Source organism: Mycobacterium sp. URHB0021 (assembly GCF_054057895.1).
The window spans coordinates 1218489-1244379 of record NZ_JBSRZT010000002.1 but is presented as its reverse complement, the minus strand read 5'-3'; the positions used below and the strand labels follow the sequence as shown (position 1 = coordinate 1244379).

Sequence of the window (25891 nt, the reverse complement as noted above, 5' to 3'; positions counted from 1 at the left end):
ACACGGAACACGCCGGTCGGGGGGACGGGATGCGACATGAGAGCACGCGTTAGAAGGGCGGATCGCTCTGCCGAAGAATAGGTTTCTGCCCGTGTGCTCGATGTGGCATCGCTTCTCGCGCTCGTTACGGCAGGCGCCCTCACGCTGAGCAGCTGCGGGCACCAGCCAGCGCCACCTGCCGCGCCGGCCCCGAACCCGGCCGAACCAGCATCAGTGAAGATCGAGCCGGTTCCCGGGGCCCACGACGTCGACCCGGTCGCACCGGTGTCGGTCACCGCCCACACCGGGACACTGACCAAGGTGGCGATGGTCAATGACGCCGGCAAGCCTGTCGACGGTGTGCTGACCCCCGACTCCAAAGTCTGGCATCCCGTCGTGCCCTTGGGCTACGGCCGCACCTACACGCTCACCATCGCCAGCCGTGGCCCAGCCGGAAAGACTGCAACGCAGCCAGTTTCGTTTTCCACGCTCACCCCACCCAATCAAACCAAGGTGTCGTTCCAGACCACATCGGAGGCGACGCGGGCCGACGGCGCCACCTACGGAGTCGGCACAGTCATCGTCGCGCACTTCGACGAACCGATCACCGACAAGGCCGAGGCGGAGCGGCGCCTCGTCGTCACCACTTTCCCGCCGACAGCGGGCTCGTGGAACTGGATCGACGACCAGAACGCGCACTGGCGCCCCGAGCACTACTACCCGGCGGGCACGACAGCGACCGTCGATGCGAAGATCTACGGAATCCAAATGGCTCAGGTGTGTTCGGACAACAGGACGAGCACCTGAAGTTCACTATCGGTGAATCTCCTATCTCTATCGAAGACGGCCGGACCCACCGGGCCAGTGTTTATCGCAACGGCACGCTCGTGCGGACCATGCCAACGTCGACGGGAATGGGCGGCACCGAACAAGTGAATGGACGGACCCTGTCGTTCTGGACACCGCCGGGTGACCGTCCCATGGGATCAGTGGCGCGAAGGCGCGCGCTGAGCTGAGGCCAGGCCGTCTCAGGCCGTCACCAGAACTGCTGGCTGTATCCGGTCATCCCGAAGCCAGCGATGAATGAGGCGATGACAATGCCGATCCCGACCGCTGGCCAGATTCTGCGCATTGGATTTTTCCCTTCGGTTCCGCGAATTTGCACGACGGACGCCACAGCAAATACCTGCTGTATCAAGGGATTCGATAATCAAGCGCGTCGGTTGAGCCACCGCCCATGATGTGCCGATGGACGAGGTTGTTCACGGTCACTGCGATGCCCGGTTTCAGACGGTTGCCGACGCCCTGACGTCCGGGCTCGCCTCCGCGGGGAGATCGGCGCGGCCATCGCCATCGACATCGAGGGCGAGCTCCTGGCCGTACTCATGCTCATCGACCGCTGACTCGTGGAACCGTCCGCGCCGGTGGCCCGCTACTGGCCCGAGTTCGCGGCAAATGCAAGCAGGACATCGACTTCCGCCGTCTTCTGACGCACAACTCCGGGTTGTCGGGATGGGATCGGCCGTTCACCAACGACGACGTGTACGAACGGGCCAAGTCCACGGCGGCGCTGGCCGCGCAGGCGCCGTGGTGGGGACCCGGAACCGCGTCGTGCTATCACGCCCTGACCTACGGCCACCTGATCGGCGAGGTCTTGCGCCGGGTCACCGGACAGACGTCGAAGGACTTCGTCCGGGACGAGATCGCGCGTCCACTGGGCGCCGACTTCCCGATCGGCGCCCTGCCCGGCGGCGCCGACCGGATCGCGGAGATCGTGCCTTCCACCGCTGGCCCTGCCGATGGACCAACTCACTGAGGTGATGCTGAAGACTTTCGCGGGACCACCCCCGGATCCGGAACCTGGGAACACCGCGGCGGGGCTGCGGCCGACGTCGGGCGGCCAACGGCCATGGCAATGCCCGGTCGCTGGCCCGCATCCTGTCGCCGATTTCCCTGGGCGGCGAGAAGTTCTGTTTCTGGGGCGGCCGGGGTGGCCAAGATGGCACCCGGCGTCGGGGGTTGGCCGCGCACGGAGCGCTACTTCACCTCGATCTACGAGGCATTGGCCTGATGGCCGGTCGACGCCAGGTGGTCGAGCACTTCGCGACCGAGCGCGCGTAGGTCCTGCCGCGGCGTCGCGCCGATCAGCGTGACGCCGTCCGCGACGCCGGCCCGGTCGATGTCGGAAATCAACCCGGCCAATCCCGCCACCGTACCGGCGTAACGCATGGTGCCACCGTCCCCGGAACGGGAGCCGAGGACGGTACGGGCCGACCGAAAGTCGCCGGCCACCGCGACGGTCACGTCCAGGATGACCGCGACGTCCTCACCGCCCGCCCGGATCCGCGCGCGGACCCGCCGGGCCTGCTGCAGGTCGGGCGCGATGACCCGCACCGTCCGCTGATCGCCCTCGGTCAGCTCGCTCCAGTCATCACCGGGAGCATCTGCCACGAATAGCCGCACAGCACCACGCTAGGTGCGCGGACGAGGCGTGTCGATGGTTCCGCTCAGGCCGAATCCAAGGCGTCTTTCTTCGCGTCGTGAACCCGCGTCTTGTACAGGCTCGCGACGGTGGTGATGATCAGCGTCACCACGATCACGCCGAGGCTGAGCAGGGTCGGGATCTCGGGGACGGGAACGTGCTCACCGCCGTTGATGAACGGCAACTCGTTCTCGTGCAGCGCATGAAGCACCAGCTTCACCCCGATGAACGCGAGGATGAACGCCAACCCCTGAGACAGGTAGACGAGACGCTTCAGCAGGTCGCCGAGCAGGAAGTAGAGCTGCCGCAGCCCCATCAACGCGAAGACGTTCGCGGTGAACACCAGGTAGGGCTCCTGGGTCAGGCCGTAGATCGCGGGAATCGAGTCCAGCGCGAAGATCAGGTCGGTGGTCCCGAGTGCGACGATGACCAGGAACATCGGCGTCATCAGCCGCTTGCCGTTCTCCTTGACGTAGAGCCGCAGACCCTCCCACTTGTCGGTCATGCTCAGGTGGTTGCGCGCGAACCGCACCACCGCGTTGTCGCCGTCGTCGTCGTGGTTGGTGTCGCGGACCAGGGTGACCGCCGTGTAGAGCAGGAACACACCGAAGATGTAGAACACCCAGGAGAACTGGTTGATCGCCACCGCGCCGAGCGCGATGAAGATGCCGCGGAAGATCAGCGCCAGGATGATGCCCACCAGAAGCGCCTGCTGCTGGTACTTCTTGGGCACGTTGAAGCTGGCCATGATGATCAGGAAGATGAACAGGTTGTCGACCGACAGGCTGTACTCGGTGAGCCAGCCGGCGAAGAACTCCAAGCCGAACTGGCTGCCGTGGAAGAACCAGACCCAGACGCCGAACGCCACCGCCAGCCCGATGTAGATCGACAGTGCGATCACCAGCTCGCGCCGCGAGGGTTCGTGTGGCCGCCGGCCGATCACCACCACATCGAAGAGCAGGACGGCGATCGTCAGGCCCAGCGTGATGATCCACTCGAGCTGGCTTACTTGCATCAGAATCCTCCGGTCGTCTTATAACGCCGGAGGTCTCTTCCACCGCCGCGACGAATGCCTTCATCGCGATGCGGCCCGCAGTACCGGTCGGCCGATGACGGCCGACGTGGTGACGACACCGCGGCTAAGGAATACTCCCCTCCACACAGGATTCTGCCAGCTTCGGGTCCCGAACCGAAACCCGGGCCGGTGAACATACGGTTACAGCCATGGCCCACACCCAGCTGCCCGGCGTATTCGCCGACGTGCAGCCGCTGCTGGAGCACTACGGATACCTGGGAGTGGGCGGCATGCTGTTCCTGGAGGACTTCGGCATCCCGGTCCCCGGCGAGATCATGTTGATCGCCGCGGCGGTGTTCGCCGGCGCCGGGCAGATGAACATCGCGGTGGTGTTCGTGGTCGCGGTGCTGGCCGCGGTCATCGGTGACAACGTCGGGTTCGTCGTCGGGCATTTCGGTGGCCGCCCGGTCGCCGAGCGGTTCGGGCGGTACGTCCTTCTGACCCCCGAGCGGCTGGATCGCGCCGAGAACTACTTCAACCGGCACGGCGGGAAGATCGTCACCGCGGCGCGCTTCATCGACGGGCTGCGCCAGATCAACGGACTGCTGGCCGGGATCGTCGGCATGCACTGGCTGAAGTTCCTTGGCTACAACGCCCTGGGCGCCGTGTTGTGGGTGGGCGCCTGGTGCGCCGCGGGGTACCTCGCGGGGGAGCACATCGCCGAGATCTACGACACGTTCGAGCGGTACAAGTGGTATGTGGCCGGGGCGGCCGCCGTCGTTATCGCAATTGTGATCACCCGCCGTGTGCGGCGCGGGCGGGCCAGGCGGGCGGCTTAGTAGTTTGTAGTCGTGTCAACGGACGATCTGCCGCCCCGGGAGGTACCCGCGCAGTATCTGCGGTCTTCGTCGGCGTCCGAGCCGCGCACCCTCATCGACATCCTCTACGACACCGCGGCCCGGTTCCCCGACGCCGCCGCGCTCGACGACGGCACGGTGCAACTCACCTACGCGGAGTTGATCAGCGACATCGAGGAGAGCGTGCAATGGCTGGCCGCCCGGGGCATCGGCCGCGGCGACCGCATCGGCATCCGGATGCCCTCGGGCAGCTATGCGCTGTACGTGGCGATCCTCGCGGCGCTGGCCACCGGCACGGCCTACGTACCGGTCGACGCCGACGATCCCGAGGAACGGGCCGCGCTGGTGTTCGGCGAGGCGAATGTGGTCGGCGTGATCACCGATCGCGGTTTGGTCCGCTCGACGGGCGTATCACGCGGCTGGCGCGCGGCGCCGCCGCTGGGCCGTGACGACGCGTGGATCATTTTCACATCGGGTTCCACGGGAACGCCCAAGGGAGTGGCCGTCACACACCGCAGCGCCGCTGCTTTCGTCGACGCGGAAGCCCGAATGTTTCTGCAGGACAATCCAATCGGGCCCGGTGATCGGGTGCTGGCCGGACTGTCGGTGGCGTTCGACGCGTCGTGCGAGGAGATGTGGCTGGCCTGGCGGCACGGGGCCTGCCTGGTGCCCGCGCCGCGGTCGCTGGTGCGCAGCGGGATGGACTTGGGTCCCTGGTTGGTGTCCCGCGACATCACCGTGGTGTCGACGGTGCCGACCCTGGCGGCGCTGTGGCCGGCCGAGGCGCTCGAGGCGGTGCGGCTGCTCATCTTCGGCGGCGAGGCCTGCCCGCCCGAACTGGCCGAACGGCTGGCGGTGGACGGGCGCGAGGTGTGGAACACCTACGGACCCACCGAGGCGACGGTGGTGGCCTGTGCGGCCCGTCTCGCCGCGAACGCCCCGGTGAGCATCGGGCTGCCGCTACCCGGCTGGGACCTCGCCGTGGTGAATTCCGACGGCGACCCGGTCGCGGTGGGCGAGGTGGGCGAGCTCGCCATCGGCGGCGTCGGCTTGGCGCGCTACCTGGACCCGGACAAGGACGCCCAGAAGTACGCACCGATGCCGTCGCTGGGGTGGAACCGTGCGTACCGCAGCGGCGACCTGGTGCGGCTGGAACCCGACGGCCTCTACTTCGTCGGGCGGGCAGACGATCAGGTCAAGGTCGGCGGCCGCCGGATCGAGCTGGGCGAGGTGGACACGGCGCTGGTCAACCTGCCCGGTGTCAGCGGCGGCGCGGCCGCGGTCCGGCGCACCGCAAGCGGGACACCGCTGCTCGTCGGCTATATCGCGAGTGCCGACTCCTCGTTCGACGTGGCCAAGGCCCGCGCGGCACTGGCCGAGTCGCTGCCCGCCGCGCTGGTGCCACGCCTGGTTCTCCTCGACGAGCTGCCCACCCGCACGTCGGGCAAGGTCGACCGCGACGCACTGCCCTGGCCGGTTGGTTCGGCCGACGGCCAGGAAGCACCCGACTTCGGCGGGACGACGGGCTGGCTGGCCGGGCTGTGGCGTGACATCCTCGCCGCGCCGGTGGAGGGGCCGGAGGCCGATTTCCACGCCCTGGGCGGTGGATCGCTGTCCGCGGCGCAACTGGTGGCGGCGATGCGCCAGCGGTATCCGCAGGTGACGGTCGCCGACCTGTACGACCATCCGCGGCTGGGTTCCCTTGCGGGTTTCCTCGATGAGCTCGCCCCTCCCCCGAAGGTCGAGACGCGCGTCGTCACGCCGACGTCACGGCTGACCCAGACCGCACAGGTGGCGTTGTCGGTGCCACTGACCACCCTGACCGGTCTGCAGTGGGTGGTCTGGCTGGCGCTGCTCAACAACGTGGTCGCGGGCCTTCAGCTGGTGCCGTGGGCGCTGACGCTCGATTGGTGGGTGGTCGGCGCCGGTTTCGTCTTGTTCGTCAGCCCGATCGGCCGCATGGCGATCGCCGCGTTCGGCGCGCGGGTGCTCCTCGGCGGCCTGGAGCCCGGCACCTACCGGCGTGGCGGGCCGGTGCACCTACGGGTGTGGTTCGCCGAGCGGCTCGCCGAGGCCAGCGGAGCCGAGAACCTCGCGGGTGCACCGTGGTTGGTCTACTACGCCCGCGCGCTGGGCAACAAGGTCGGCAAGGGCGTCGACCTTCACTCCGCCCCGCCCGTCACCGGCATGCTGACGCTGGGGCATCGCTGTTCGATCGAGCCCGAGGTCGACCTGACCGGGCACTGGATCGACGGCGACCATTTTCATGTCGGCAGGATCACCGTCGGCAACGACGCCACCATCGGGGCCCGCACCACCCTGCTGCCCGGCGCCGTCATCGGTAAGAACGCCGACGTCGCCCCTGGCTCGGGTGTGGTCGGCAAGGTGAAAAACGGCCAGTACTGGAAGGGCTCGCCGGCAGTGAAATCCGGCAAGGCCCGCCATCCGTGGCCGGACCACCGCCCGCCGCGGGCGCCGCTGTGGGTGGCGATGTACGGGGTGACGTCGATCCTGTTGGCGGGCGTTCCGCTGCTGGCCCTCGCTGTCGGCCTGGCCGTCGTCGGATGGGGTGTGCGGGACGCCGACGGACTGACGGACGCGATCGCGCCCGCCGCGCTGTGGACACCGGCCGCGACGCTGGCCGCGATAGTCACGTACGCAGCGCTGACGGTAGTCGGGGTCCGGGTGCTCTCGCTGTGGCTGCCCGAGGGATATCACCCGGTGCGCAGCCGCGTCGGCTGGCAGCTGTGGACCACCGAACGGCTGATGGACGCCGCCCGCAACTACCTGTTCCCGGTCTACGCCAGCTTGTTGACGCCGTGGTGGCTGCGGCTGCTCGGTGCGAAAATCGGCCGTGGGACCGAGATCTCGACGGCATTGCTGACACCGAAGTTCACCGTTGTGGAGGACGGCGCCTTCCTGGCCGACGACACCATGGTCGCGTCCTACGAACTGGGCGGCGGCTGGATTCACGTCGCCAAGGCGACCATCGGAAAGCGGGCCTTCCTCGGCAACTCAGGCATCACCCAGCCCGGCCGCCGGGTGCCCGACGACGGGCTGGTGGCAGTGCTGTCGGCCACCCCTCACAAGGCGAAGGCCGGCTCGTCATGGCTGGGCAGCCCGCCGGTCCGGTTGCGCCGCAAGACAACCGCCGCCGATGTGCTGCGTACCTTCCACCCGTCGTTGCGGCTGAAGATCCTGCGGGGACTCGTGGAAACCTGCCGGCTGATCCCGATGTTGGTGACGTTCGCGATCGGTGTCGCCGTGCTGTTCGCGGTGCAGTGGCTGGCGCTCGAGTTCGGCTGGGCGGTGGCGGCGCTGTGCAGCGGCCTGATTCTGATGGCCGCCGGGGCATTCGCGGGCAGCGTCGCGGTGATCGCCAAATGGCTTGTGGTCGGCCGTATCCGGGCGATCGAACATCCGCTGTGGTCCTCGTTCGTGTGGCGCAACGAGGTGTCCGACACCTTCGTGGAGACCGTTGCGGCACCGTGGTTCGCCCGTGCGGCCACCGGCACGCCCGTGATGAACCTGTGGCTGCGCGCGCTCGGCGCGTCGATCGGTCGCGGCGTGTGGTGCGAGACGTACTGGCTGCCCGAGGCCGACCTGGTGACACTGGCCGACGGCGCGACCGTCAACCGGGGCTGCGTGGTCCAGACGCATCTGTTCCACGACCGCATCATGCGGATGGACACCGTTGTGCTGGAGGAGGGTTCGACGCTGGGGCCGCATTGCGTCGCGCTGCCCGCCGCACGGATCGGCGCGGGCGCCACCGTCGGGCCCGCCTCACTGGTGATGCGCGGCGACGAGGTGCCGGCCTCCACACGGTGGCAGGGCAATCCGATTGCGCCGTGGAATGTGTTCAAGAAGAAACCGGGTAATCCGCCGAAGGAGCCATCGCCGAAGAAGACAGAAACCGCAGCGTGACGAGGAGCAAGAAAGCGGTCAAGAAGGCGTCCCCGCCCGTCATCGACCCATATATCCCGGCCAACGGGAACTTCGGCTACCGGGTTTCGCGTTACGAGTTGGATCTCGAGTACAAGGTCGCGATCAACCGGCTGTCGGGGTCGGCCACCATCACCGCGGTGACGCTCGCGGCGTTGCGCACCTTCGCGCTTGATCTGTCGGATGCGCTCGGGGTGACCAAAGTGTCGGTGAACGGCCGGCGTCCCGCACAGTTCCGGTCGTCGAACGGCAAGCTGCACATCGCCCTCGCCGACGCATTGCCCGCAGGGGCGGCGATGACGATCAACGTGCGCTACGGAGGCACCCCCCGCCCAATCCGGTCCTATTGGGGGGAAGTCGGTTTCGAGGAGCTGTCCGAAGGCGTCCTGGTCGCCGGCCAACCCAACGGTGCCGCCTCGTGGTTCCCGTGCGATGACCATCCGAGCGCCAAGGCCAGCTTCCGCATCCAGATCAGCACCGAGAGTCCGTACCGGGCGATCGCCAACGGGGAGCTGTTGAGCCGGCGCGTGCGGGCGGGGATGACCACCTGGACCTACGAACAGGCCGAGCCGACGTCGACCTATCTGGTCACGCTTCAGATCGGGATGTACGAGCGCCACCGGATGGCCAAGAACGGTGTCCAGATGCATGCGGTGCTGCCGGGCCGCCTGCGCCACAACTTCGAACACGACTTCGCCCACCAGCCGCAGATGATGAAGCTGTTCGTCAAGCTGTTCGGGCCTTATCCCCTGACGAGCGGTTACACCGTCGTCGTCACCGACGATGATCTGGAAATCCCACTCGAGGCACAGGGTATCTCGATCTTCGGCGCAAACCATTGCGACGGCGCGCGCGAGTCCGAGCGGCTGATCGCCCACGAACTCGCTCATCAATGGTTCGGCAATTCGGTGACGGCGAAACGCTGGCGGCACATCTGGCTGCACGAGGGCTTCGCCTGCTATGCCGAATGGCTGTGGTCGGAACATTCCGGCGACCGCAGCGCCGATGAATGGGCACATCACTTTCACGAGAAGCTGGCCTCTTCGCCGCAGGACCTGTTGCTGGCCGATCCGGGTCCGCGTGACATGTTCGACGACCGGGTCTACAAGCGCGGTGCGCTGACCCTCCATGTGCTGCGGCGCACCCTCGGCGACGAGAATTTCTTTGCGCTACTGAAGGACTGGACGTCGCGCCACCGCCACGGCTCGGCGGTGACCGACGACTTCACCGGATTGGCCGCCAACTACACCGACCAGTCGCTGCGTCCGCTCTGGGACGCCTGGCTGTATTCGACCGAGGTACCTGCGCTGGACGCGGAGTCGTGACCGACGCGGCACCGTCAACCGGGCCGATCACGCGGGGCAGCGTGGCAAGAGTCGGCACGGCGACCGTGCTGTCGGCGGTGTGCGGATATTCGGTGCTGTACCTCGCCGCCCGCGATCTCGCGCCTGCGGGCTTCTCGGTGTTCGGCGTCTTCTGGGGCGCGTTCGGATTGGTCACCGGCGCGGCGTTCGGTCTGCTGCAGGAGGCCACCCGTGAGGTGCGGTCGGCGCAGTACACCGAGGTGCTCACCGGGCCGCGGACTCACCCCGTCCGAGTGGCGGCGACGGTCGGGGTGATCGCGGCGGTGGTGATCGCGGCGACGTCGCCGTTGTGGTCGGCCCACGTGTTCGTCGAATCGCGGGGGGTGAGCGTCGCGTTGCTCAGTGTCGGGCTGGCCGGATTCTGCCTGCACGCCACGTTGATGGGAATGCTGGCGGGCACCAACCACTGGACCCAGTACGGCTCCTTGATGGTGACCGACGCCGGGCTGCGCGTGGCGGTCGCGGCGGCGACGTTCGTGCTGGGGTCGGGACTGGTCGGCTACCTGTGGGCCACGGTTGCGGGCTCGGTGGCGTGGCTGATCATGCTGCTGGCCTCGCCGGCCACCCGGGGGGCCGCCCGGCTGCTGACCCCGGGCGGCACGATGACCTTCCTTCGGGGCGCGGCTCATTCGATCGCCGCCGCGGGGGCCAGCGCGATCCTGGTGATGGGCTTCCCGGTCTTGCTCAAGGCCACGTCCGGCGATCTCGGGGCGACCGGCGGTGTGGTGATTCTGGCGGTGACGCTGACCCGGGCGCCGCTGCTGGTGCCGCTGACCGCGATGCAGGGCAACCTCATCGCGCATTTCGTCGACCAGCGCAGTCACAAACTGCGCGCGCTGGTGACACCTGCGGCGGTGGTGGGCGGCCTCGGACTGCTCGGGGTGCTGGCCGCCGGGCTGTTCGGTCCATGGCTGGTGCGCACGGCCTTCGGAACCGACTACCGGGCCGACGGTGCGTTGCTGGCGTGGTTGACGGCGGGCGCCATCGCCATCGCGCTGCTGACGCTGACCGGCGCCGCGACGGTCGCGGCGGCGCTGCACCGTTCGTATTCGATCGGCTGGGTGTCCGCGACAGTAGCGGCGGCGCTTTTGCTGCTGCTCCCGCTCGCTCTCGAGGCGCGCACGGTGGTCGCGTTGCTGTGCGGGCCGCTGGTGGGAATCGCCGTGCACCTGGCCGCACTTGCGCGGCTGGGCACATAGCGGGCGTGTACTTTTATGGGCAGAAATATGGCAGATACGCGTTATCGCGACGTTTGGATCGTCGTCCCCGCCTTCAACGAGGCGAGCGTCATCGGCGACGTCATCTCTGACGTTCGCTCCGTTTTCGGGCACGTGGTCTGCGTGGATGACGGAAGTCGGGACGACACCGGCGATGTCGCGCTACGTGCAGGCGCACACGTCGTGAGTCATCCGGTGAACCTGGGCCAGGGTGCGGCCATCCAGACCGGCATCGAGTACGCCCGCAGGCAGCCCGGCGCAGCGGTGTTCGCCACGTTCGACGCCGACGGTCAGCACCGCGTCAAGGACGTCATCCGGATGATCGACCGGCTGGCGGCCGAGGACGTCGATCTCGTCATCGGCACTCGCTTCGCCGATCCGGGTGTCGTCAGTCGCACCCCGTTGCCCAAGCGGTTGGTGTTGCGCACGGCGGCCGCCCTGAGCCGGCGCAGTCGCAAGCTGGGGCTGACCGATGCCCACAACGGCCTGCGCGTGTTCAACAAGACGGTGGCAGACGGTCTGAACATCACCATGAGCGGCATGAGCCACGCCGACGAGTTCATCAGCCTTGCCTACGAGAATCGTTGGCGGGTAACTGAAGAGCCGGTCGAGATCCTCTACACCGAGTACTCGATGTCGAAGGGTCAGCCCTTGCTGAACGGCGTCAACATCATCTTCGACGGGTTGTTGCGGGGAAGGATGTCCCGATGAACTGGATTCAGGCTCTGCTGATCGTGGCCGTCCTGGTGCTGCTGGTGTATCTGCTGCGGTCGCGCCGCAGCGCGCGGTCCAAGGCGTGGGTCAAGGTCGGGTATGTGTTGTTCGTGATCGCCGGTGTCTACGCGATCCTGCGACCCGACGACACCACCGTGGTCGCCAATTGGCTCGGCGTGGACCGTGGTGCCGACCTGATGGAGTACGTGCTGATCATCGCGTTCGTGTTCACGACGCTATCCGCCTATATGCGGTTCAAGGACCTGGAGTTGAAGTACGCCAGGCTGGCCCGGGCGGTGGCGCTGCAGAACGCCCGGGTGCCGGACCAGGATTAATCCGCCTGGACCCTGCTCAGCAGCGAGGTCAGCAGTTCGAGCTGCTTGTCCTCGATCTCGGGCTGAGGCAGCACAGCACGGACGATCGCCGCCCCGTTGAAACTGTTGGTGAAGATCGCCACCAGCGCCGCGAACACCTCCTCGGAGAATCGATCGGCCCCTGGCAGGGCTCTGGCCGTGTCGTAGATGTTGGTGGCGTACTCGGCGAGCACGTCCTGCAGAGTGGCCCGCAGCTTCTCGTCGGTGCGCGCGGCCACCAACAGCTCGTACACCACGGTATTGGTCGGGTTGGCGGTGACCTCCCAATGAATGGTGAGCGCCGCCTCCAGTGCCGGCCGGTCGGCTGGTATCTCGGCCACCTGCTTTGTGAACAGCCCGATCTGGCGGCGCATCACCTCCGTCGCGGTGGCCGCCATGAAATCGGTCATGGTCGGAAAATGCCGGAAGATCGCACCGTCGGAGACCTGCGCGCGTTTGGCGATCACCGCGGCCGACGCCCGTGCGTACCCGACCTCGACGATCGTGTCGATGCCGGCCTCGAGCAGGCGGGCAACGGTTTCCTCACGGCGCTGCTGTTGAGTCCTGGCCATGTCAGACAGGCGTTTTCGTCGGCGCCGCGGCGCCGGCGCGCAGGAAGCGACCCGATTTCACCGTGCCGCCGTAGCCGTCGCGGAACCGGCCGTTGCGGAACACCACGGTGCCGTTGACCCCGGTCGCCACCACCGCGGCGTCGTTGCGGTTCACCATGCGCGACAGGCCGCCGTAGAACGGCACCGTTTCTTCGTGGTAGGAATCGACCGACGCGTTCAGACCCGTCGGATCGATGACGACGAAATCAGCCCGGTCGCCCTTGCGCAGGGTGCCGGCCGGCAGACCGAACCAATCGGCGACCTCGGCCGTCAGCCGGTGTACCGCGCGCTCGCGGCTCAGGAACGGACGTCCGGCGTGTTCGGCATCGTTGACCCGCTTGAGCAGTCGCAGCGCGAAGTTGTAGAAGGCCATATTGCGCAGGTGCGCACCGGCATCCGAGAAGCCCATGTGAATGGACGGTTCGGCGGCGAGCCGGTCGAGGTGCTTCGGCCGGTGGTTCGCGACGATCGTCGTCCATCGGACGTTGCGTTCACCGTTCTCCACGAGCACGTCGAGGAACGCGTCGAGCGGATGGAGTCCCCGCTCGTCGGCGATCTGGCCGAAGGTCTTGCCGACGAGTGACTTGTCGGGGCACTCGACGATGGTGGCATCGTGAAGATCGCGGTGCCACAACGTGGGTCCGAGCTTCTTGCGATCAAACGAACGGCGGAAGCGGCGGCGGTACTCGGTGTCGGCCAGCAGTTCATTGCGTTCGATCTGGTCGCGCAGGTGCAGGGCGGCGGTGCCGGCGCCGAACTCCTCGAAGACAGGCAGGTCGATGCCGTCGGAGTACAGCTCGAAAGGCACCGGAAGATGCTGGAAGCGCACCAGTGATCCGAACAGCTTGTTGAGAAGCCTTGTGCCCGGCCCCAAGACGTGGACCGCGCCCTGTGCGGACTTCGCGTCGGCCGACACCAGCAAGCTCATCCGGACGCCGGGCCTGCGGCCGAACATGCGGCTGCTGGTGAGGAAGAACATCAGCGCCGAGACCGCGTTGGTGTTGGGTGCGCTCTGCAGCAGGCGGCCGCGTCTGCGCAACACCGAGATCAGCTTGCGGCGTTCCCGCCAGGTGGCGAACGTCGACGGGAGCGCCCGCGACCGGTAGCGGTCGCCGTCGAGTTTGTCGATGGGGGCGTCCATGCCGGACATGCCGACCAGGCCCGCGTCGAGCGCCTGGTCCAAAAGGTCTGCCATGCGGTCAAGTTCGGCGTCGCTCGGCTCGATTCCCTCGGTGGTGGCACGGTCGAGTCCGAGGACCGAGGTGCGCAGGTCGGAATGCCCCAGCATCGAGCCGACATTGGGGCCCAGGGGCAGATCGTCGAGCGCTGCGACGTACTCGGCCGGAGTGGTCCACGACTTCTTCGCCTCGAGCGCGCCGAGAACGAACTTCCGTGGCACCGCCTCCACGCGGCTGAAGAGGTCGGCGACGTCCTCGGAGTCCGCGTACACGGCCGACAGTGAGCAGTTGCCCAGCAGGACCGTGGTGACACCGTGGCGCACCGACTCACGCAGGCCGGGATCGAGCAGTACCTCGGCGTCGTAGTGGGTGTGGACGTCGATGAAGCCGGGGACAATCCATTTGCCTTCGGCATCGATCACCTCGGGGCAGCCCGTCTCGTCGAGTGGCGTAGCCGACACCTCGGCGACCATGCCATCGCGGATGCCCAGCGTGCCGACCTGGGGGGCGCTGCCCGTTCCGTCGAACCACAGCCCGTTGCGAATGATCACGTCGAAGGTCATGCCGGCCACGATACAAGAGTTAGTGAGCACTTACAATCTTTTGTCGCACCGGCTGACCGCGTGCCCTACCGGCGCCCGCTGCGGCGTGTCGCGGACCGTAGAGTCGACGAGAGATGAGATGGGTCGCCCGCACCGCCGCCGTGCTGATCACGGTGCAGCTGATCATCAGAGCGGTGCTGGCCTTTCGGGGCTACTTCTATTGGGACGACCTGATCCTGATGGGCCGAACGGGCACGCAGAACCTGCTGTCGCCGGAGTATCTGTTCGACGATCACGACGGCCACGTGATGCCGGGCGCGTTCCTGGTGGCGGGCGGCATCACCCGGCTCGCGCCCCTGAATTGGCTGGGACCCGCGATCAGCCTGGTGGTGCTGCAACTGCTGGCGTCCCTGGCGCTGTTGCGGGCGCTGTACGTGATCCTGGGCTGGCGTCCGGTGCTGCTGGTGCCGCTGACCTTCGCGCTGTTCACTCCACTCGCGGTGCCCGGATACGCGTGGTGGGCGGCGGCGCTGAACTCGTTGCCGATGCTGGCCGCGCTGGCCTGGGTCTGCGCCGACGCCATCCTGCTGGTGCGTACCGGCGAGCGGCGCTATGCGGTCACCGGGCTGGTGGCGTACTTCGGCGGGTTGCTGTTCTTCGAGAAGGCCGCCGTCATCCCGTTCGTCGCATTCGCGGTCGCAGCGCTGTACGGCTACGTCACCGGGTCAACGCGGATGGCCCGGATATGGCGGCGGGGGTTGGCGCTCTGGGTTTCGGCGCTGGCCCTCACGGCGCTGTGGATCGTCGTGTACCTGTTCGTCGTCGACCAGAAGCGCTGGAGTTTCGATCTCGGGATGACGGGGGACCTGTTGGAACGCTCCGTGACTCACGGGATCGTACCCGGGCTTGTCGGCGGGCCGTGGGATTGGCAGCGTTGGGCCCCTGCGTCGCCGTGGGCGACCCCACCCGTGGCGGTGATGGTTCTCGGCTGGGCGGCCCTGGCCGCGGTGGTGGCGGTGACCTTTGTTCGCAAGGAACGAATCGCGATGGTGTGGCTGGTCGCAGCCGGCTATGCGGTGGCGTGCCAGATCCCGATCTATCTCATGCGATCGTCGCGGTTCACCGCGCTGGAGTTGGCGCAGACGCTGCGATATCTGCCCGACCTCGTCGTGGTGCTGGCACTGCTGGCCGCGGTCGGGTTGTGTGCCCCCAACCGCGAGCGGTCACACCGCCTCGACGCGTCGGTCCTTCGCACCGTGGTGACGGTTTGTCTCGCGGTGGCCTTCGTGGCCAGCTCTCTCTACTCGACGGCCACCTTCCTGGCGAGCTGGCGGGACAATCCCGCGCAACCGTATCTGCAGAACGCCCGCACGAGCCTGGCCGCCGCGCATGCCGCCTCCGACGCGCCGATCCTCGACCAGGAAGTCGACCCGCTGGTGCTGCAGCGGGTGGCGTGGCCGGAGAACCTGGCCAGCCACATGTTCGCCCTCCTGCGCGATCGGCCCGAATTCGCGGGCGCCACAACCCGACTGCGGATGCTGGACGTCACTGGACGTCTCGTCGGTGCCAAGGTCACCTGGGTGCGGACGATCGTCGAAGGTCCCGAGCCGCAATGCGGATACCTGGTCCAGCCCGACCTCGCGGTCCGCATGCCGCTCGATGGGCCGTTGCTGCCCGCCGACTGGACCGTGGAGATCAACTACCTGGCCAACAGCGACGGTTCGCTGATGATGTCGCTGACGGAGGGCCCCGAGACGAAGGTTCCGGTCCGGCCGGGGCTGAACCGGGTATTCGTGCGGCTTTCCGGCGCGGGTGATGCGATCACCGTGCGCGCGAACACCGCCGCGCTGTCGGTGTGCATCGCGTCGGGACCCGTCGGGTTCGTCGCCCCGATATAGCTCCCTGCGCAGTACGGAGCCACCTGGGGGAATCGAACCCCCGACCTATTCATTACGAGTGAATCGCTCTACCGACTGAGCTAAGGTGGCGCGCCGCCGACGAGCGCTTGCGCGAGGAGCCAAGTGCCTGCGACGGCGGTGGTGAGTCTACGGTAGCGCCCGGCGGCCGCCCAAGTCAGTCGCGCAGGGCGAGGCCGACCGTGGCCACCATCGCATCGACCGCGAACTTCGGCTTGACGTTGGTGGCGAGCGCCTCGCGGCACTCCAGGACGGCCTCGATGCAGCGCAGCAGCTTGTCCGGGGACGCGTGGCCGGCCATTGCGGCGACCCGGTCGGCCATATCGGGATGGTTGGCCCGGACCGCGCCCGCGCCGGACGCGACCAGCAGCGCGTCCCGGAAGTACGTCGCCAGGTCGATCAGGGCCCGGTCCAGCGCATCGCGTGAAGCGCGGGTCTGTCGCGACTTCTGTCGCTTCTCAAGGTCTTTGATGGCCCCGGTGGCGCCGCGGAGTGTGCCCGCGGTGCCCTTGCCCGTGCCGCCCGCGCCCAGGGCCGTTCGCAGTTCCTCGGTCTCGGCCTCGTTGCGATCCTCGGTCAGCGAGCGGGCCTCCAACTCGGCCGCTGCCACCAACTCCTCGGCCGCGGCATAGGCCCGTGACGGGGTCGCCGCCTCCCTGGCCAGCCCGAGGGCCCGCTCACGCCGCCGCCGTGCCTCCTGGTCGGTGGCCAGCCGACGTGCGCGCCCGACGTGACCGCCGCTGACCGACGCCGCCCAGCGGGCCTCCGTCTCGGGCAGCCCGTCGGCCTCGATCAGCACCCGCGCGATCGCCTCGACGGGTGGTGTCACCAGCGCCACGTGCCGACAGCGGGAACGCAGCGTGATCGCGATGTCCTCGGGATCCACCGACGGAGCACACAGCAGGAACACCGTCGACGGCGGCGGCTCCTCGACGACCTTGAGCAGCGCGTTCGCCGCGCCCTCGGTCAACCGGTCGGCGTCCTCGATCAGCACGATCTGCCACCGTCCGGTGCCGGGCCGCCGGGATGCGATCTGCACGATGTTGCGCATCTCACTCACACCGATCGACAGCCCTTCCGGGATGATTCGCCGCACATCGGCGTGGGTGCCCGCCATGGTCGTCGTGCAGGCGCGGCAGTGCCCGCAGCCCGGCACGCCGTCCGATGTGCACTGCAGGGCCGCGGCGAAGCACAGCGCGGCGATCGAGCGGCCGGAACCGGGCGGCCCAGTGACCAGCCACGCGTGGGTCATGGTCCCGGTGGCAGCAGCATTGTGAGCCGAGTCACCACGGGCTGCCTGTGCGGCAGCCACCAATTCCGCTTCAACGACGTCCTGACCCACCAGACGCGAAAAAACCCCGGCCATCGTGCATAACAGTAGTGACGCGAACCGACACGTCAGTCCCACACCGCCCGTTCCGGTCCGTGCGGCCCGATACGGTTAACGAATGGCGACGGAAGCGGTACCGACAGGGCGAATCAGCGCATTCGTCCGGTGGGTAGCGCGCACGCCGTGGCCGGTGTTCACGCTGGGCATGCTGCAGGCCGACATCATCGGCGCGCTGCTGGTGCTGGGCTTCCTGCGGTTCGGGTTGCCGCCGGAGGACCGCATCCAGCTGCAGGATCTGCCCGCCTTCAACCTGGCGATCTTCCTGGGCTACCTGTTTCTGTCGTTCACCGTCGGTTCGTACCTGACGCTGCGCCTGCTGATACCCGTGATGCGCTGGCAGCGCCGTGACACCCTGCTGGGTCAGCGCGACCCGGCCGCCACCGAAATGGCCCGCAGCCGCGCGCTGAAGATGCCGTTCTACCGCTCGGTGATCAACGTGACGAACTGGCTGCTGGGCTCCGTGGTGTTCATCGTGGCCAGCTGGCCGGTCGCCAGCAGATCTGCGCCCGTGGTGGCGGTCGCCACCGGGCTGGGCGCCACGGCGACGGCGATCATCGGCTATCTGCAGTCCGAACGGGTGCTGCGCCCGGTGGCGGTGGCTGCCCTGCGCGGCGGCGTACCGGAGAACTTCCGGGCGCCGGGGGTGATCCAGCGTCAGGTGCTGACCTGGGTGTTGTCCACGGCCGTGCCGGTCCTGGCGATCGTGCTGGCGGTGGTGGCCAGCAAGTTCGAGATTCTCACCGCTCCGGCCGAAAAGCTCACCACACCGATCTTGCTGTTGGCGATCGCCGCGCTGGTGATCGGATTGGCGGGCACCGTGTTGGTGGCGATGTCGATCGCCGACCCGCTGCGCCAATTGCGCTGGGCCCTCGGCGAAGTCCAGCGCGGCAACTACAACGCGCACATGCAGATCTACGACGCCAGCGAGCTGGGTCTGCTGCAGGCCGGGTTCAACGACATGGTGCGCGACCTCGCCGAACGGCAGCGGCTGCGCGACCTCTTCGGCCGCTATGTCGGTGAGGACGTGGCCCGTCGAGCGCTCGAGCGGGGCACCGAACTCGGCGGCCAGGAGCGGGACGTCGCGGTGCTCTTCGTCGACCTCGTCGGATCAACGCAGCTGGCCGCGACCATCGCGGCGGCCGATGTCGTCAGCCTGCTCAACGAGTTCTTCCGCGTGGTCGTCGACACCGTCAACCGCCACGGCGGGTTCGTCAACAAGTTCCAGGGCGACGCCGCGCTGGCCATCTTCGGTGCGCCGATCGAGCATCCCGACGCGTCCGGTGCGGCGCTGGCGGCCTCCCGCGAGCTTCACGACGACCTGATCAAGGTGCTGGGCGAGACCGACTTCGGCATCGGGGTGTCCGCGGGACGCGCCATCGCCGGACACATCGGCGCCCAGGCACGCTTCGAGTACACCGTGATCGGTGATCCGGTCAACGAGGCGGCCCGGCTCACCGAACTCGCCAAGCTCGAGAGCGGTCACGTGCTGGCGTCGGCCATCGCGGTCAGCGGCGCACTCGATGCCGAGGCGCTGTGCTGGGACGTCGGCGAGATCGTGGAACTGCGCGGCCGTATCGTGCCGACCCAGCTGGCCCGGCCGCTGAACCTGATGTTGCCCGGCGACGTCGACGTCCCCAGCGACATCGCCGAGGACGTCTCCAGCGACGTCTCGCGTTGATCGGCCGAGCGGCGGCGCTCAGGCCTTCTTGACGGCCTTCTTGGCTGGGGCCTTTTTCTTTGCGGCGGCCTTCTTGGTCCGCTTGACCGGACCGCGCGCACGGCGTTCGGCCAGCAGTTCGGAGGCCCGCTCATCGGTGATCGACAACACGTCGTCGCCCTTGCGCAGGCTGGCGTTGGTCTCGCCGTCGGTGACGTAGGGACCGAACCGGCCGTCCTTGATGACCATTGGGCTGCCACTCGCCGGATCGTTGCCCAACTCGCGCAGCGGCGGCGTCGAAGCGCGTTGTCCCGCACGACGTTTCGGCTCCGCATAGATCTTCAGCGCTTCGTCGAGGGTGATGTCGAACATCTGCTCTTCGGTGGCCAACGATCGGGAATCGGTGCCGCGCTTGAGGTATGGGCCGTAGCGGCCGTTCTGCGCGGTGATCTCCTCACCGTTGGTGGGATCGACTCCGACGAGCCGCGGCAGTGAGAGCAGCCGTAGCGCGTCCTCGAGGGTCACCGTCTCCAGGTCCATCGTGCGCAGCAGCGAGCCGGTGCGCGGCTTGGGGCCGGTCGGCTTCTTGCCCTTCTTGGCCGGTGCGCCGTCCTCGGGCTCGGGCGGTTCGGGCAGCACCTCGGTGACGTATGGACCGTAGCGGCCATCCTTGGCCAGGATCTCATGGCCGGTGACCGGATCGATACCCAGCGATCGGCCCTCTTGCGGTGTCGCGAAGGCTTTTTCGGCAAGCTCGAGCGTCAATTCGTCGGGCGTCAGATCGTCGCTGAGGTTGGCCCGCTGCGGAGTAAGCTCACCGTCGTCGCCGGCCACCATCCGCTCGAGATACGGGCCGTTGCGGCCGACTCGCACGTTGATCGCCCGGCCCTGCTCGTCGTCGAACAGCTTGATGGAGTTGACCAATCGCGCGTCGATCTCTTCGAGATTGCCACCGACGAGCTTCTTGAGCCCGCCTGCCCGGGCGATGGAACCCTCCACCCCGTGCTCGCCGCCGAAGTAGAAGTTGTTGAGCCAGTTGGTGCGTCGTTCGTTACCCGCAGCGATCTCGTCGAGCTCGTCTTCCATGGCGGCGGTGAAGTCGTAGTCGACCAGCCGGCCGAAGTGCTGCTCCAGCAATCCGGTCACAGCGAACGCCACCCACGACGGGACCAGCGCGCTGCCCTTCTTGTGCACGTACCCACGGTCCTGGATCGTCTTGATGATCGAGCTGTAGGTCGACGGCCTGCCGATGCCGAGGTCTTCGAGCGCCTTGATCAGCGACGCCTCGGTGTAGCGCGCGGGTGGGCTGGTGTTGTGGCCGTCGGCGGTCAGATCCGTGGCGTCCACACGCTGGCCCTGGGTCAGGTTCGGCAGCCTGCTCTCGGCGTCGTCGGCCTCGCCGCCGGCCTGCTCGTCGATGCTCTCGACGTAGGCCTTGAGGAACCCCGCGAACGTGATGGTGCGGCCGCTGGCGTTGAACACGACCTGCTCGCCGGACGTCGCGGCACCCGAAATGCGAAGGGAGAGGGTGGTGCCGCGCGCGTCGGCCATCTGCGAGGCCACCGTGCGCTGCCAGATCAGCTCGTAGAGCCGGAACTCGTCGGTGTCCAGGGCGCTGTGCAGCTGGCCCGGGGTCTGGAACACGTCGCCGGCCGGGCGGATGGCCTCGTGTGCCTCCTGCGCGTTCTTGACCTTGCGGGTGTACTGGCGCGGCGACGGGTGCACGTATTCCTCGCCGTAGAGCTGACGGGCCTGATTGCGCGCCGCACCGATGGCCGACTCCGACAGCGTGGTCGAGTCGGTACGCATATAGGTGATGTAGCCGTTCTCGTAGAGCCGTTGGGCGATGCTCATCGTGCGTTCGGAGGAGAAGCGCAGCTTGCGGCCCGCCTCCTGCTGCAGCGTCGAGGTCATGAACGGCGCGTACGGCCGACGGGTGTAGGGCTTCTGCTCCACCGACGAGACCGTGAGTTGCGCGCCGCGCAGGCCGCCGACCAGCGCGGTCGCCGAAGCCTGGTCGAGCACCAGCACCTCATCGGGCTTGCGGACCGCGCCGAGCGAGTCGAAGTCGCGTCCGGTCGCCACCCGGCGCCCGTCGACGGTGTTGAGCTTCGCGGTGAACCTGGGCGGCGAAGCCTGCGCATCGGACACGCTGGCATCGAGTTCGGCGGTGACGTCCCAGTAGCCGGCGCTGCGGAACGCCATGCGTTCCCGTTCCCGCGACACGATGATGCGCGTCGCCACCGACTGCACCCGACCCGCGGACAGCTTCGGCGCGACCTTCTTCCAGAGCACCGGACTGACCTCGTAGCCGTAGAGGCGGTCCAGGATGCGCCGCGTCTCCTGCGCGTCGACCAGGTCGTTGTCCAGATCGCGGGGGTCCTCCGCGGCGGCGCGGATGGCCGGCTCGGTGATTTCGTGGAACACCATCCGCTTGACCGGGATCCGGGGCTTGAGCGTCTCGAGGAGATGCCAGGCGATGGCCTCGCCCTCACGGTCCCCATCTGTGGCCAGATAGAGCTCATCGACGCCCTTGAGCAGGTCTTTCAGCTCCGCGACCGTGCCCTTTTTGTCCGGGCTGATGATGTAGAGCGGTTCGAAGTCGTCATCGACGTTGACGCCGAGTCGCGCCCACGGTTCAGCTTTGTACTTCGCCGGTACGTCGGCGGCGGCCCGCGGCAGGTCGCGGATGTGGCCGCGGGAAGACTCGACGATGTAGTTGGAGCCCAGGTAGCCGGCTATTTTTCGTGCTTTAGTAGGCGACTCGACAATGACGAGCCGCCGCACGTTTCCATTGCGGCCGCTGTTGCGGTCCCCGTCAGCCACCTCTGCCTACGCTCCACTTCTTCTGTTGCCATCAGGTCTAGATATATAACGCCTCGGCGCTCGATCCGGACTCGCTGGCAACTGACAATTTCGCACCCCGGGCGACCCGACGCAAACTGGCCCCCAGCCGACGGGTCGCTAAGTGCGGGGCCATAGCGCGAACGCGTCAACATCACCCGGAGGTTCCCCGACGTTCTCTACCAGGCGCGATAGCCGTCGACGACCGCTGATTCGAAGCGCCGGACTGGACCCTCTGGTGCCGATGAGGGTGGGCGCGATCCCGACTCGCATTAGTGCCGACGCCAGCGGCGAATGGGTGTCCGGCGCGTGCGGGTCGAGCCCGAGCAGATACCGGTCGGCCTCCGGGGCGCCGGCGGCCAGGGTCCAGACCCGCAATTCCCGCGGGCCGGGCAGCCACTGCGGCGGCACCGTCTTGACCGCCCCCCGCGTCCACTGAGCCGCGATCGACACCAGCCGGTGATCGGCGGCTGTGCGCACCAGAGGCGTCTTCTCGTCGGTGCGGCCGATCTCCGGCTCCAGGCCAGCCTCGGAGATCATCTCGGCCAGCGCCTGGGCCCGCCACAAGGCATCCACGACGACCGACAGCCGCGCCCGCTGATCGCTGGGGCTGCCCACCAGGACCACCTGACCCGGCGCGGCCAGCAGCCCCGTCAGGTCGGCGACCGCGGGCGGCACCGACTCAGCCGAGAAGAAGGACAGCTGGCTCACGGAACGACATTAAGCCAGCCGCGGGCGACTGAGCAGTCGGCGGGCCGCGGACACCTCAAAACGAAACGCCCCGCCTCGTCGGTAACGGATGAGGCGGGGAGTTTTCGAGGTCTTTATTGGCTGGCTTGGCTCAGATGGTCCGAACACCCGTGGCCTGCGGCCCCTTGGGGCTCTGGCCGACCTCGAACTCGACCTTCTGATTTTCCTCAAGGGTGCGGAAGCCGCTGCCCTGAATTTCCGTGTAGTGGACAAAAACGTCGGCGGAGCCGTCCTCGGGGGCGATAAAGCCGAAGCCCTTCTCCGCGTTGAACCACTTCACAGTTCCCTGTGCCATCTTTCGTACTTTCCTTCTCTTCTCACCGGGAGCGGTCCACCGACTTCCGGTGTACCGGGCCCGTTCCGACCGCTATACCTTCGTGGAGTCGTCGGAACTCGACCCGACCTACAACCCTCGCAGGAACCGCGATCGCAACGTCGATCCTGCGGGTGCGAATACACGAACACAGAAGCTGCGACCGCAGCTAGTCAATCATGTTCGGGGCTGCCGCGACAGTCTCGACGCGATCAAGTGGGGAACAATTCATCCAGCACGGGTTCCAGGAGGCGAGCGATGGCGGATTTGGGGTCGAATTTCGGCCGCGAGCTGCTCGCCTGCGCCGTCGAGGGCACCGATCCCGACGAACGGCCCCTGCGCCACGTCACGGATCTACCGCCACGCCAGGGACGCCCGCGTTCCTGGCCGCAATGGGCGGACCCAGATGTGGTGCGGGCGTTCCGCGATCGCGGCGTCGAGGCTCCTTGGTCGCATCAACTCACGACGGCCGAGTTGGCCCGCGGCGGGCGCCACGTCATTCTCAGCACGGGTACCGCCTCGGGTAAGTCGATGGCCTACCAGCTGCCGATATTGACGGCACTGAAGGAAAACTCGCGGGCCCGGATCCTCTACCTGTCACCGACCAAGGCGCTGGGGCACGATCAGCTGCGTACGGCGATCGCGCTCACCGAAGCCGTGCCCGGCCTTCATGACGTCGCCCCGAGCTCGTATGACGGAGACAGCCCTGCCGACGTCCGCCGGTTCGCGCGCGAACGGTCGCGGTGGATCTTCTCCAATCCCGACATGATCCATTTGTCGCTGCTGCGAAACCACGCTCGTTGGGCGGTGTTCCTGCGCAATCTGAAGTTCGTCGTCGTCGACGAATGCCACTATTACCGCGGCATTTTCGGGTCGAATGTCGCGATGGTTCTTCGGCGTCTGTTGCGGCTGTGCACGCGGTACTCAGCGGCCGCCTCGATGCCCACGGTGATCCTCGCCAGTGCGACGACGGCGCAGCCGGCGGCCACTGCTTCGGAGCTCATCGGCCAGACCGTCGCAGAAGTGACCGAGGACGGATCGCCACAGGGCGCGCGGACGGTCGCACTGTGGGAGCCGGCGCTTCGTGACGACATCGTGGGCGAAAACGGGGCACCGGTAAGACGTTCCGCGGGCGCCGAGGCGGCGCGGGTGATGGCCGATCTGATCGCGGAAGGCGCCCGGACGCTGACATTCGTCAGATCGCGACGCGGCGCCGAGTTGACGGCGCTGGGCGCGCGGGCGCGCCTGGAGGACGTCGCTCCGGAGCTGGCCGATCGAATCGCCTCCTATCGGGCCGGTTATCTGGCCGAGGACCGGCGCGCCCTGGAACGCGCTCTGGCCGAAGGCGAATTGCGTGGCTTGGCCACCACCAACGCCCTGGAACTGGGCGTCGACATCGCGGGCCTGGACGCGGTGGTCCTGGCCGGCTTTCCCGGCACGGTGACGTCGTTCTGGCAGCAGGCCGGACGGTCCGGCCGTCGTGGGCAAAGTGCACTGATTGTGCTCATTGCACGCGACGACCCCTTGGACACCTATCTGGTCCATCATCCGGCGGCGCTGTTGGACAAGCCGATCGAACGCGTGGTGATCGATCCGGCCAATCCCTATGTGCTCGGCCCGCAGTTGCTCTGTGCGGCGACCGAGCTTCCCCTGACAGAAGCCGAAGTGCGGGTGTGGAATGCGGAGGCGGTCGCGGAGGCCCTCGTGGACGACGGCCTGCTTCGCCGGCGGGCCAACGGTTTCTTCCCCACTCCCGGCATCGATCCACATCCGGCGGTGGACATTCGCGGCTCGTCGGGCGGGCAGATCGCCATCCTCGAGGCCGAAACGGGGCGGATGCTCGGCAGCGCGGGCGTCGGTCAGGCATCGGCGTCCATCCATCCCGGTGCGGTCTATCTGCACCAGGGTGAGAGCTATGTGGTGGATACGCTGGACTTCGAGGAGGGCATCGCGTTCGTGCACGGCGAGGATCCCGGATACACGACCTTCGCCCGCGAGCTGACCGACATCACGGTCACCGGCGAAGGCGAGCGAAAGACCTACGGCCCGGTGACAGTTGGGCTGGTACCGGTCTCGGTGTCCAACACGGTGATCGGCTATCTGCGGCGGCGGCTTGATGGCGAGGTGATCGATTTCGTCGAGCTGGACATGCCGACGCGCACCTTGGACACCGCGGCGGTGATGTGCACCATCACACCGGAGGCGTTGCAGCACAACGGGATCGATTTGCTACGGGTACCCGGGGCGCTGCACGCGGCGGAACATGCGGCGATCGGCCTGCTGCCGTTGGTCGCCAGCTGCGACCGCGGCGACATCGGCGGGGTCTCCACGGCGGTCGGGCCGGTGGACGGGCTGCCGACGATATTCGTCTACGACGGCTACCCGGGCGGCGCCGGGTTCTCCGATCGCGGTTTTCGCCAGATCGACACCTGGTGGGCAGCGACCGCCGCGGCGATCGAGGCCTGTGAATGCCCGGCGGGCTGCCCGTCCTGCGTTCAGTCACCCAAATGCGGCAACGGCAACGATCCGCTCGACAAAGAGGGTGCGGTGCGGGTGTTGCGGCTGGTGGTCGATCGGCTTGCGTACCGGACACCGTGAAGACGCGGTGCTTCCAAAACACGGGAGAGGGGGCGACCGACCCCTCGACGGTCGCCCCCACCCATCCGCGGCCGGAGCCCTTTGACGCCGAAGTCCGACGCAGGACCCAGACGCGCGGCAAACGGCCCAACAACGCGATCCGTTTCCAAACCCATAAGTAGGATGCAAA

The 25891-nt window shown here is 67.6% G+C and carries 18 protein-coding genes, 1 tRNA gene and 1 pseudogene; 11 read left to right on the top strand and 9 right to left on the bottom strand.

The window, feature by feature from the left end:
- Positions 1 to 93 precede the first annotated feature (93 nt).
- Together ACVWWN_RS08310 and ACVWWN_RS08305 are read left to right on the top strand one after the other, a co-directional pair.
- Positions 94 to 950 (top strand): annotated as a pseudogene (locus ACVWWN_RS08310) (L,D-transpeptidase family protein); the annotation flags it as partial.
- Positions 951 to 1483: 533 nt separating this feature from the next.
- Positions 1484 to 1795, top strand: a complete 312-nt coding sequence (locus tag ACVWWN_RS08305) for a serine hydrolase domain-containing protein (protein ID WP_457143463.1) — start codon at positions 1484 to 1486, stop codon at positions 1793 to 1795.
- A 236-nt stretch (positions 1796 to 2031) separates the two neighbouring features.
- Here the strand turns inward: ACVWWN_RS08305 and ACVWWN_RS08300 are convergent, their stop codons facing one another.
- Together ACVWWN_RS08300 and ACVWWN_RS08295 are read right to left on the bottom strand one after the other, a co-directional pair.
- Positions 2032 to 2442: a hypothetical protein gene (locus ACVWWN_RS08300; RefSeq protein WP_457143462.1), complete on the bottom strand. Its 411-nt coding sequence runs from the start codon at positions 2440 to 2442 to the stop codon at positions 2032 to 2034.
- Positions 2443 to 2486: 44 nt separating this feature from the next.
- Complete coding sequence (locus ACVWWN_RS08295) at positions 2487 to 3476, bottom strand: TerC family protein (RefSeq protein ID WP_457143461.1); 990 nt, start codon at positions 3474 to 3476, stop codon at positions 2487 to 2489.
- 209 nt (positions 3477 to 3685) lie between these two features.
- On the opposite strand from ACVWWN_RS08295, the gene ACVWWN_RS08290 reads away from it, so the two are divergent.
- From ACVWWN_RS08290 to ACVWWN_RS08265, 6 genes are read left to right on the top strand one after another with little or no spacing between them, the layout of a single operon-like run.
- The gene (locus tag ACVWWN_RS08290) at positions 3686 to 4315 is read left to right on the top strand and encodes a DedA family protein (RefSeq protein WP_457143460.1); all 630 of its coding nucleotides are present in this window, start codon (positions 3686 to 3688) and stop codon (positions 4313 to 4315) included.
- 12 nt (positions 4316 to 4327) lie between these two features.
- The gene (locus tag ACVWWN_RS08285; protein ID WP_457143459.1) at positions 4328 to 8257 is read left to right on the top strand and encodes a Pls/PosA family non-ribosomal peptide synthetase; all 3930 of its coding nucleotides are present in this window, start codon (positions 4328 to 4330) and stop codon (positions 8255 to 8257) included.
- Complete coding sequence (locus tag ACVWWN_RS08280) at positions 8254 to 9600, top strand: M1 family metallopeptidase (RefSeq protein WP_457143458.1); 1347 nt, start codon at positions 8254 to 8256, stop codon at positions 9598 to 9600. Before ACVWWN_RS08285 ends, ACVWWN_RS08280 begins: the two co-directional genes overlap by 4 nt.
- Entirely contained in the window at positions 9597 to 10838 is a 1242-nt protein-coding gene (locus ACVWWN_RS08275; RefSeq protein WP_457143457.1) for a hypothetical protein, read from the top strand. The genes ACVWWN_RS08280 and ACVWWN_RS08275 overlap by 4 nt, the downstream gene beginning before the upstream one ends.
- Before the next feature lie 15 nt (positions 10839 to 10853).
- Complete coding sequence (locus ACVWWN_RS08270) at positions 10854 to 11567, top strand: glycosyltransferase family 2 protein (RefSeq protein ID WP_457143456.1); 714 nt, start codon at positions 10854 to 10856, stop codon at positions 11565 to 11567.
- Positions 11564 to 11905, top strand: a complete 342-nt coding sequence (locus ACVWWN_RS08265; RefSeq protein ID WP_457143455.1) for a DUF2304 domain-containing protein — start codon at positions 11564 to 11566, stop codon at positions 11903 to 11905. Before ACVWWN_RS08270 ends, ACVWWN_RS08265 begins: the two co-directional genes overlap by 4 nt.
- On the opposite strand, the gene ACVWWN_RS08260 is transcribed toward ACVWWN_RS08265, so the two are convergent.
- Both ACVWWN_RS08260 and ACVWWN_RS08255 read right to left on the bottom strand, forming a co-directional pair.
- Complete coding sequence (locus ACVWWN_RS08260) at positions 11902 to 12495, bottom strand: TetR/AcrR family transcriptional regulator (RefSeq protein ID WP_457143454.1); 594 nt, start codon at positions 12493 to 12495, stop codon at positions 11902 to 11904. The genes ACVWWN_RS08265 and ACVWWN_RS08260 overlap by 4 nt on opposite strands.
- Before the next feature lies 1 nt (position 12496).
- Positions 12497 to 14275 (bottom strand): N-acyl-D-amino-acid deacylase family protein, encoded by a 1779-nt coding sequence (locus tag ACVWWN_RS08255; RefSeq protein ID WP_457143453.1) that lies wholly within the window; start codon positions 14273 to 14275, stop codon positions 12497 to 12499.
- Between the two features lie 113 nt (positions 14276 to 14388).
- Between ACVWWN_RS08255 and ACVWWN_RS08250 the strand changes: the two genes are divergently transcribed.
- The gene (locus ACVWWN_RS08250) at positions 14389 to 16152 is read left to right on the top strand and encodes a hypothetical protein (protein WP_457143452.1); all 1764 of its coding nucleotides are present in this window, start codon (positions 14389 to 14391) and stop codon (positions 16150 to 16152) included.
- Between the two features lie 17 nt (positions 16153 to 16169).
- Here the strand turns inward: ACVWWN_RS08250 and ACVWWN_RS08245 are convergent.
- A tRNA-Thr gene (locus ACVWWN_RS08245) sits at positions 16170 to 16242 on the bottom strand.
- Positions 16243 to 16327: 85 nt separating this feature from the next.
- Entirely contained in the window at positions 16328 to 17536 is a 1209-nt protein-coding gene (locus ACVWWN_RS08240) for a DNA polymerase III subunit delta' (protein ID WP_457143451.1), read from the bottom strand.
- 82 nt (positions 17537 to 17618) lie between these two features.
- Between ACVWWN_RS08240 and ACVWWN_RS08235 the strand changes: the two genes are divergently transcribed.
- Positions 17619 to 19238, top strand: a complete 1620-nt coding sequence (locus tag ACVWWN_RS08235) for an adenylate/guanylate cyclase domain-containing protein (protein ID WP_457143450.1) — start codon at positions 17619 to 17621, stop codon at positions 19236 to 19238.
- A gap of 18 nt (positions 19239 to 19256) precedes the next feature.
- On the opposite strand, the gene topA is transcribed toward ACVWWN_RS08235, so the two are convergent.
- The 3 genes from topA to ACVWWN_RS08220 form a co-directional block, all read right to left on the bottom strand.
- Entirely contained in the window at positions 19257 to 22043 is a 2787-nt protein-coding gene (gene topA / locus ACVWWN_RS08230) for a type I DNA topoisomerase (RefSeq protein ID WP_457143449.1), read from the bottom strand.
- 138 nt (positions 22044 to 22181) lie between these two features.
- Entirely contained in the window at positions 22182 to 22772 is a 591-nt protein-coding gene (locus tag ACVWWN_RS08225) for a hypothetical protein (protein WP_457143448.1), read from the bottom strand.
- Between the two features lie 130 nt (positions 22773 to 22902).
- The gene (locus ACVWWN_RS08220) at positions 22903 to 23106 is read right to left on the bottom strand and encodes a cold-shock protein (protein ID WP_457143447.1); all 204 of its coding nucleotides are present in this window, start codon (positions 23104 to 23106) and stop codon (positions 22903 to 22905) included.
- A gap of 276 nt (positions 23107 to 23382) precedes the next feature.
- Between ACVWWN_RS08220 and ACVWWN_RS08215 the strand changes: the two genes are divergently transcribed.
- Complete coding sequence (locus ACVWWN_RS08215) at positions 23383 to 25722, top strand: DEAD/DEAH box helicase (protein WP_457143446.1); 2340 nt, start codon at positions 23383 to 23385, stop codon at positions 25720 to 25722.
- The last annotated feature ends 169 nt before the right edge of the window (positions 25723 to 25891 follow it).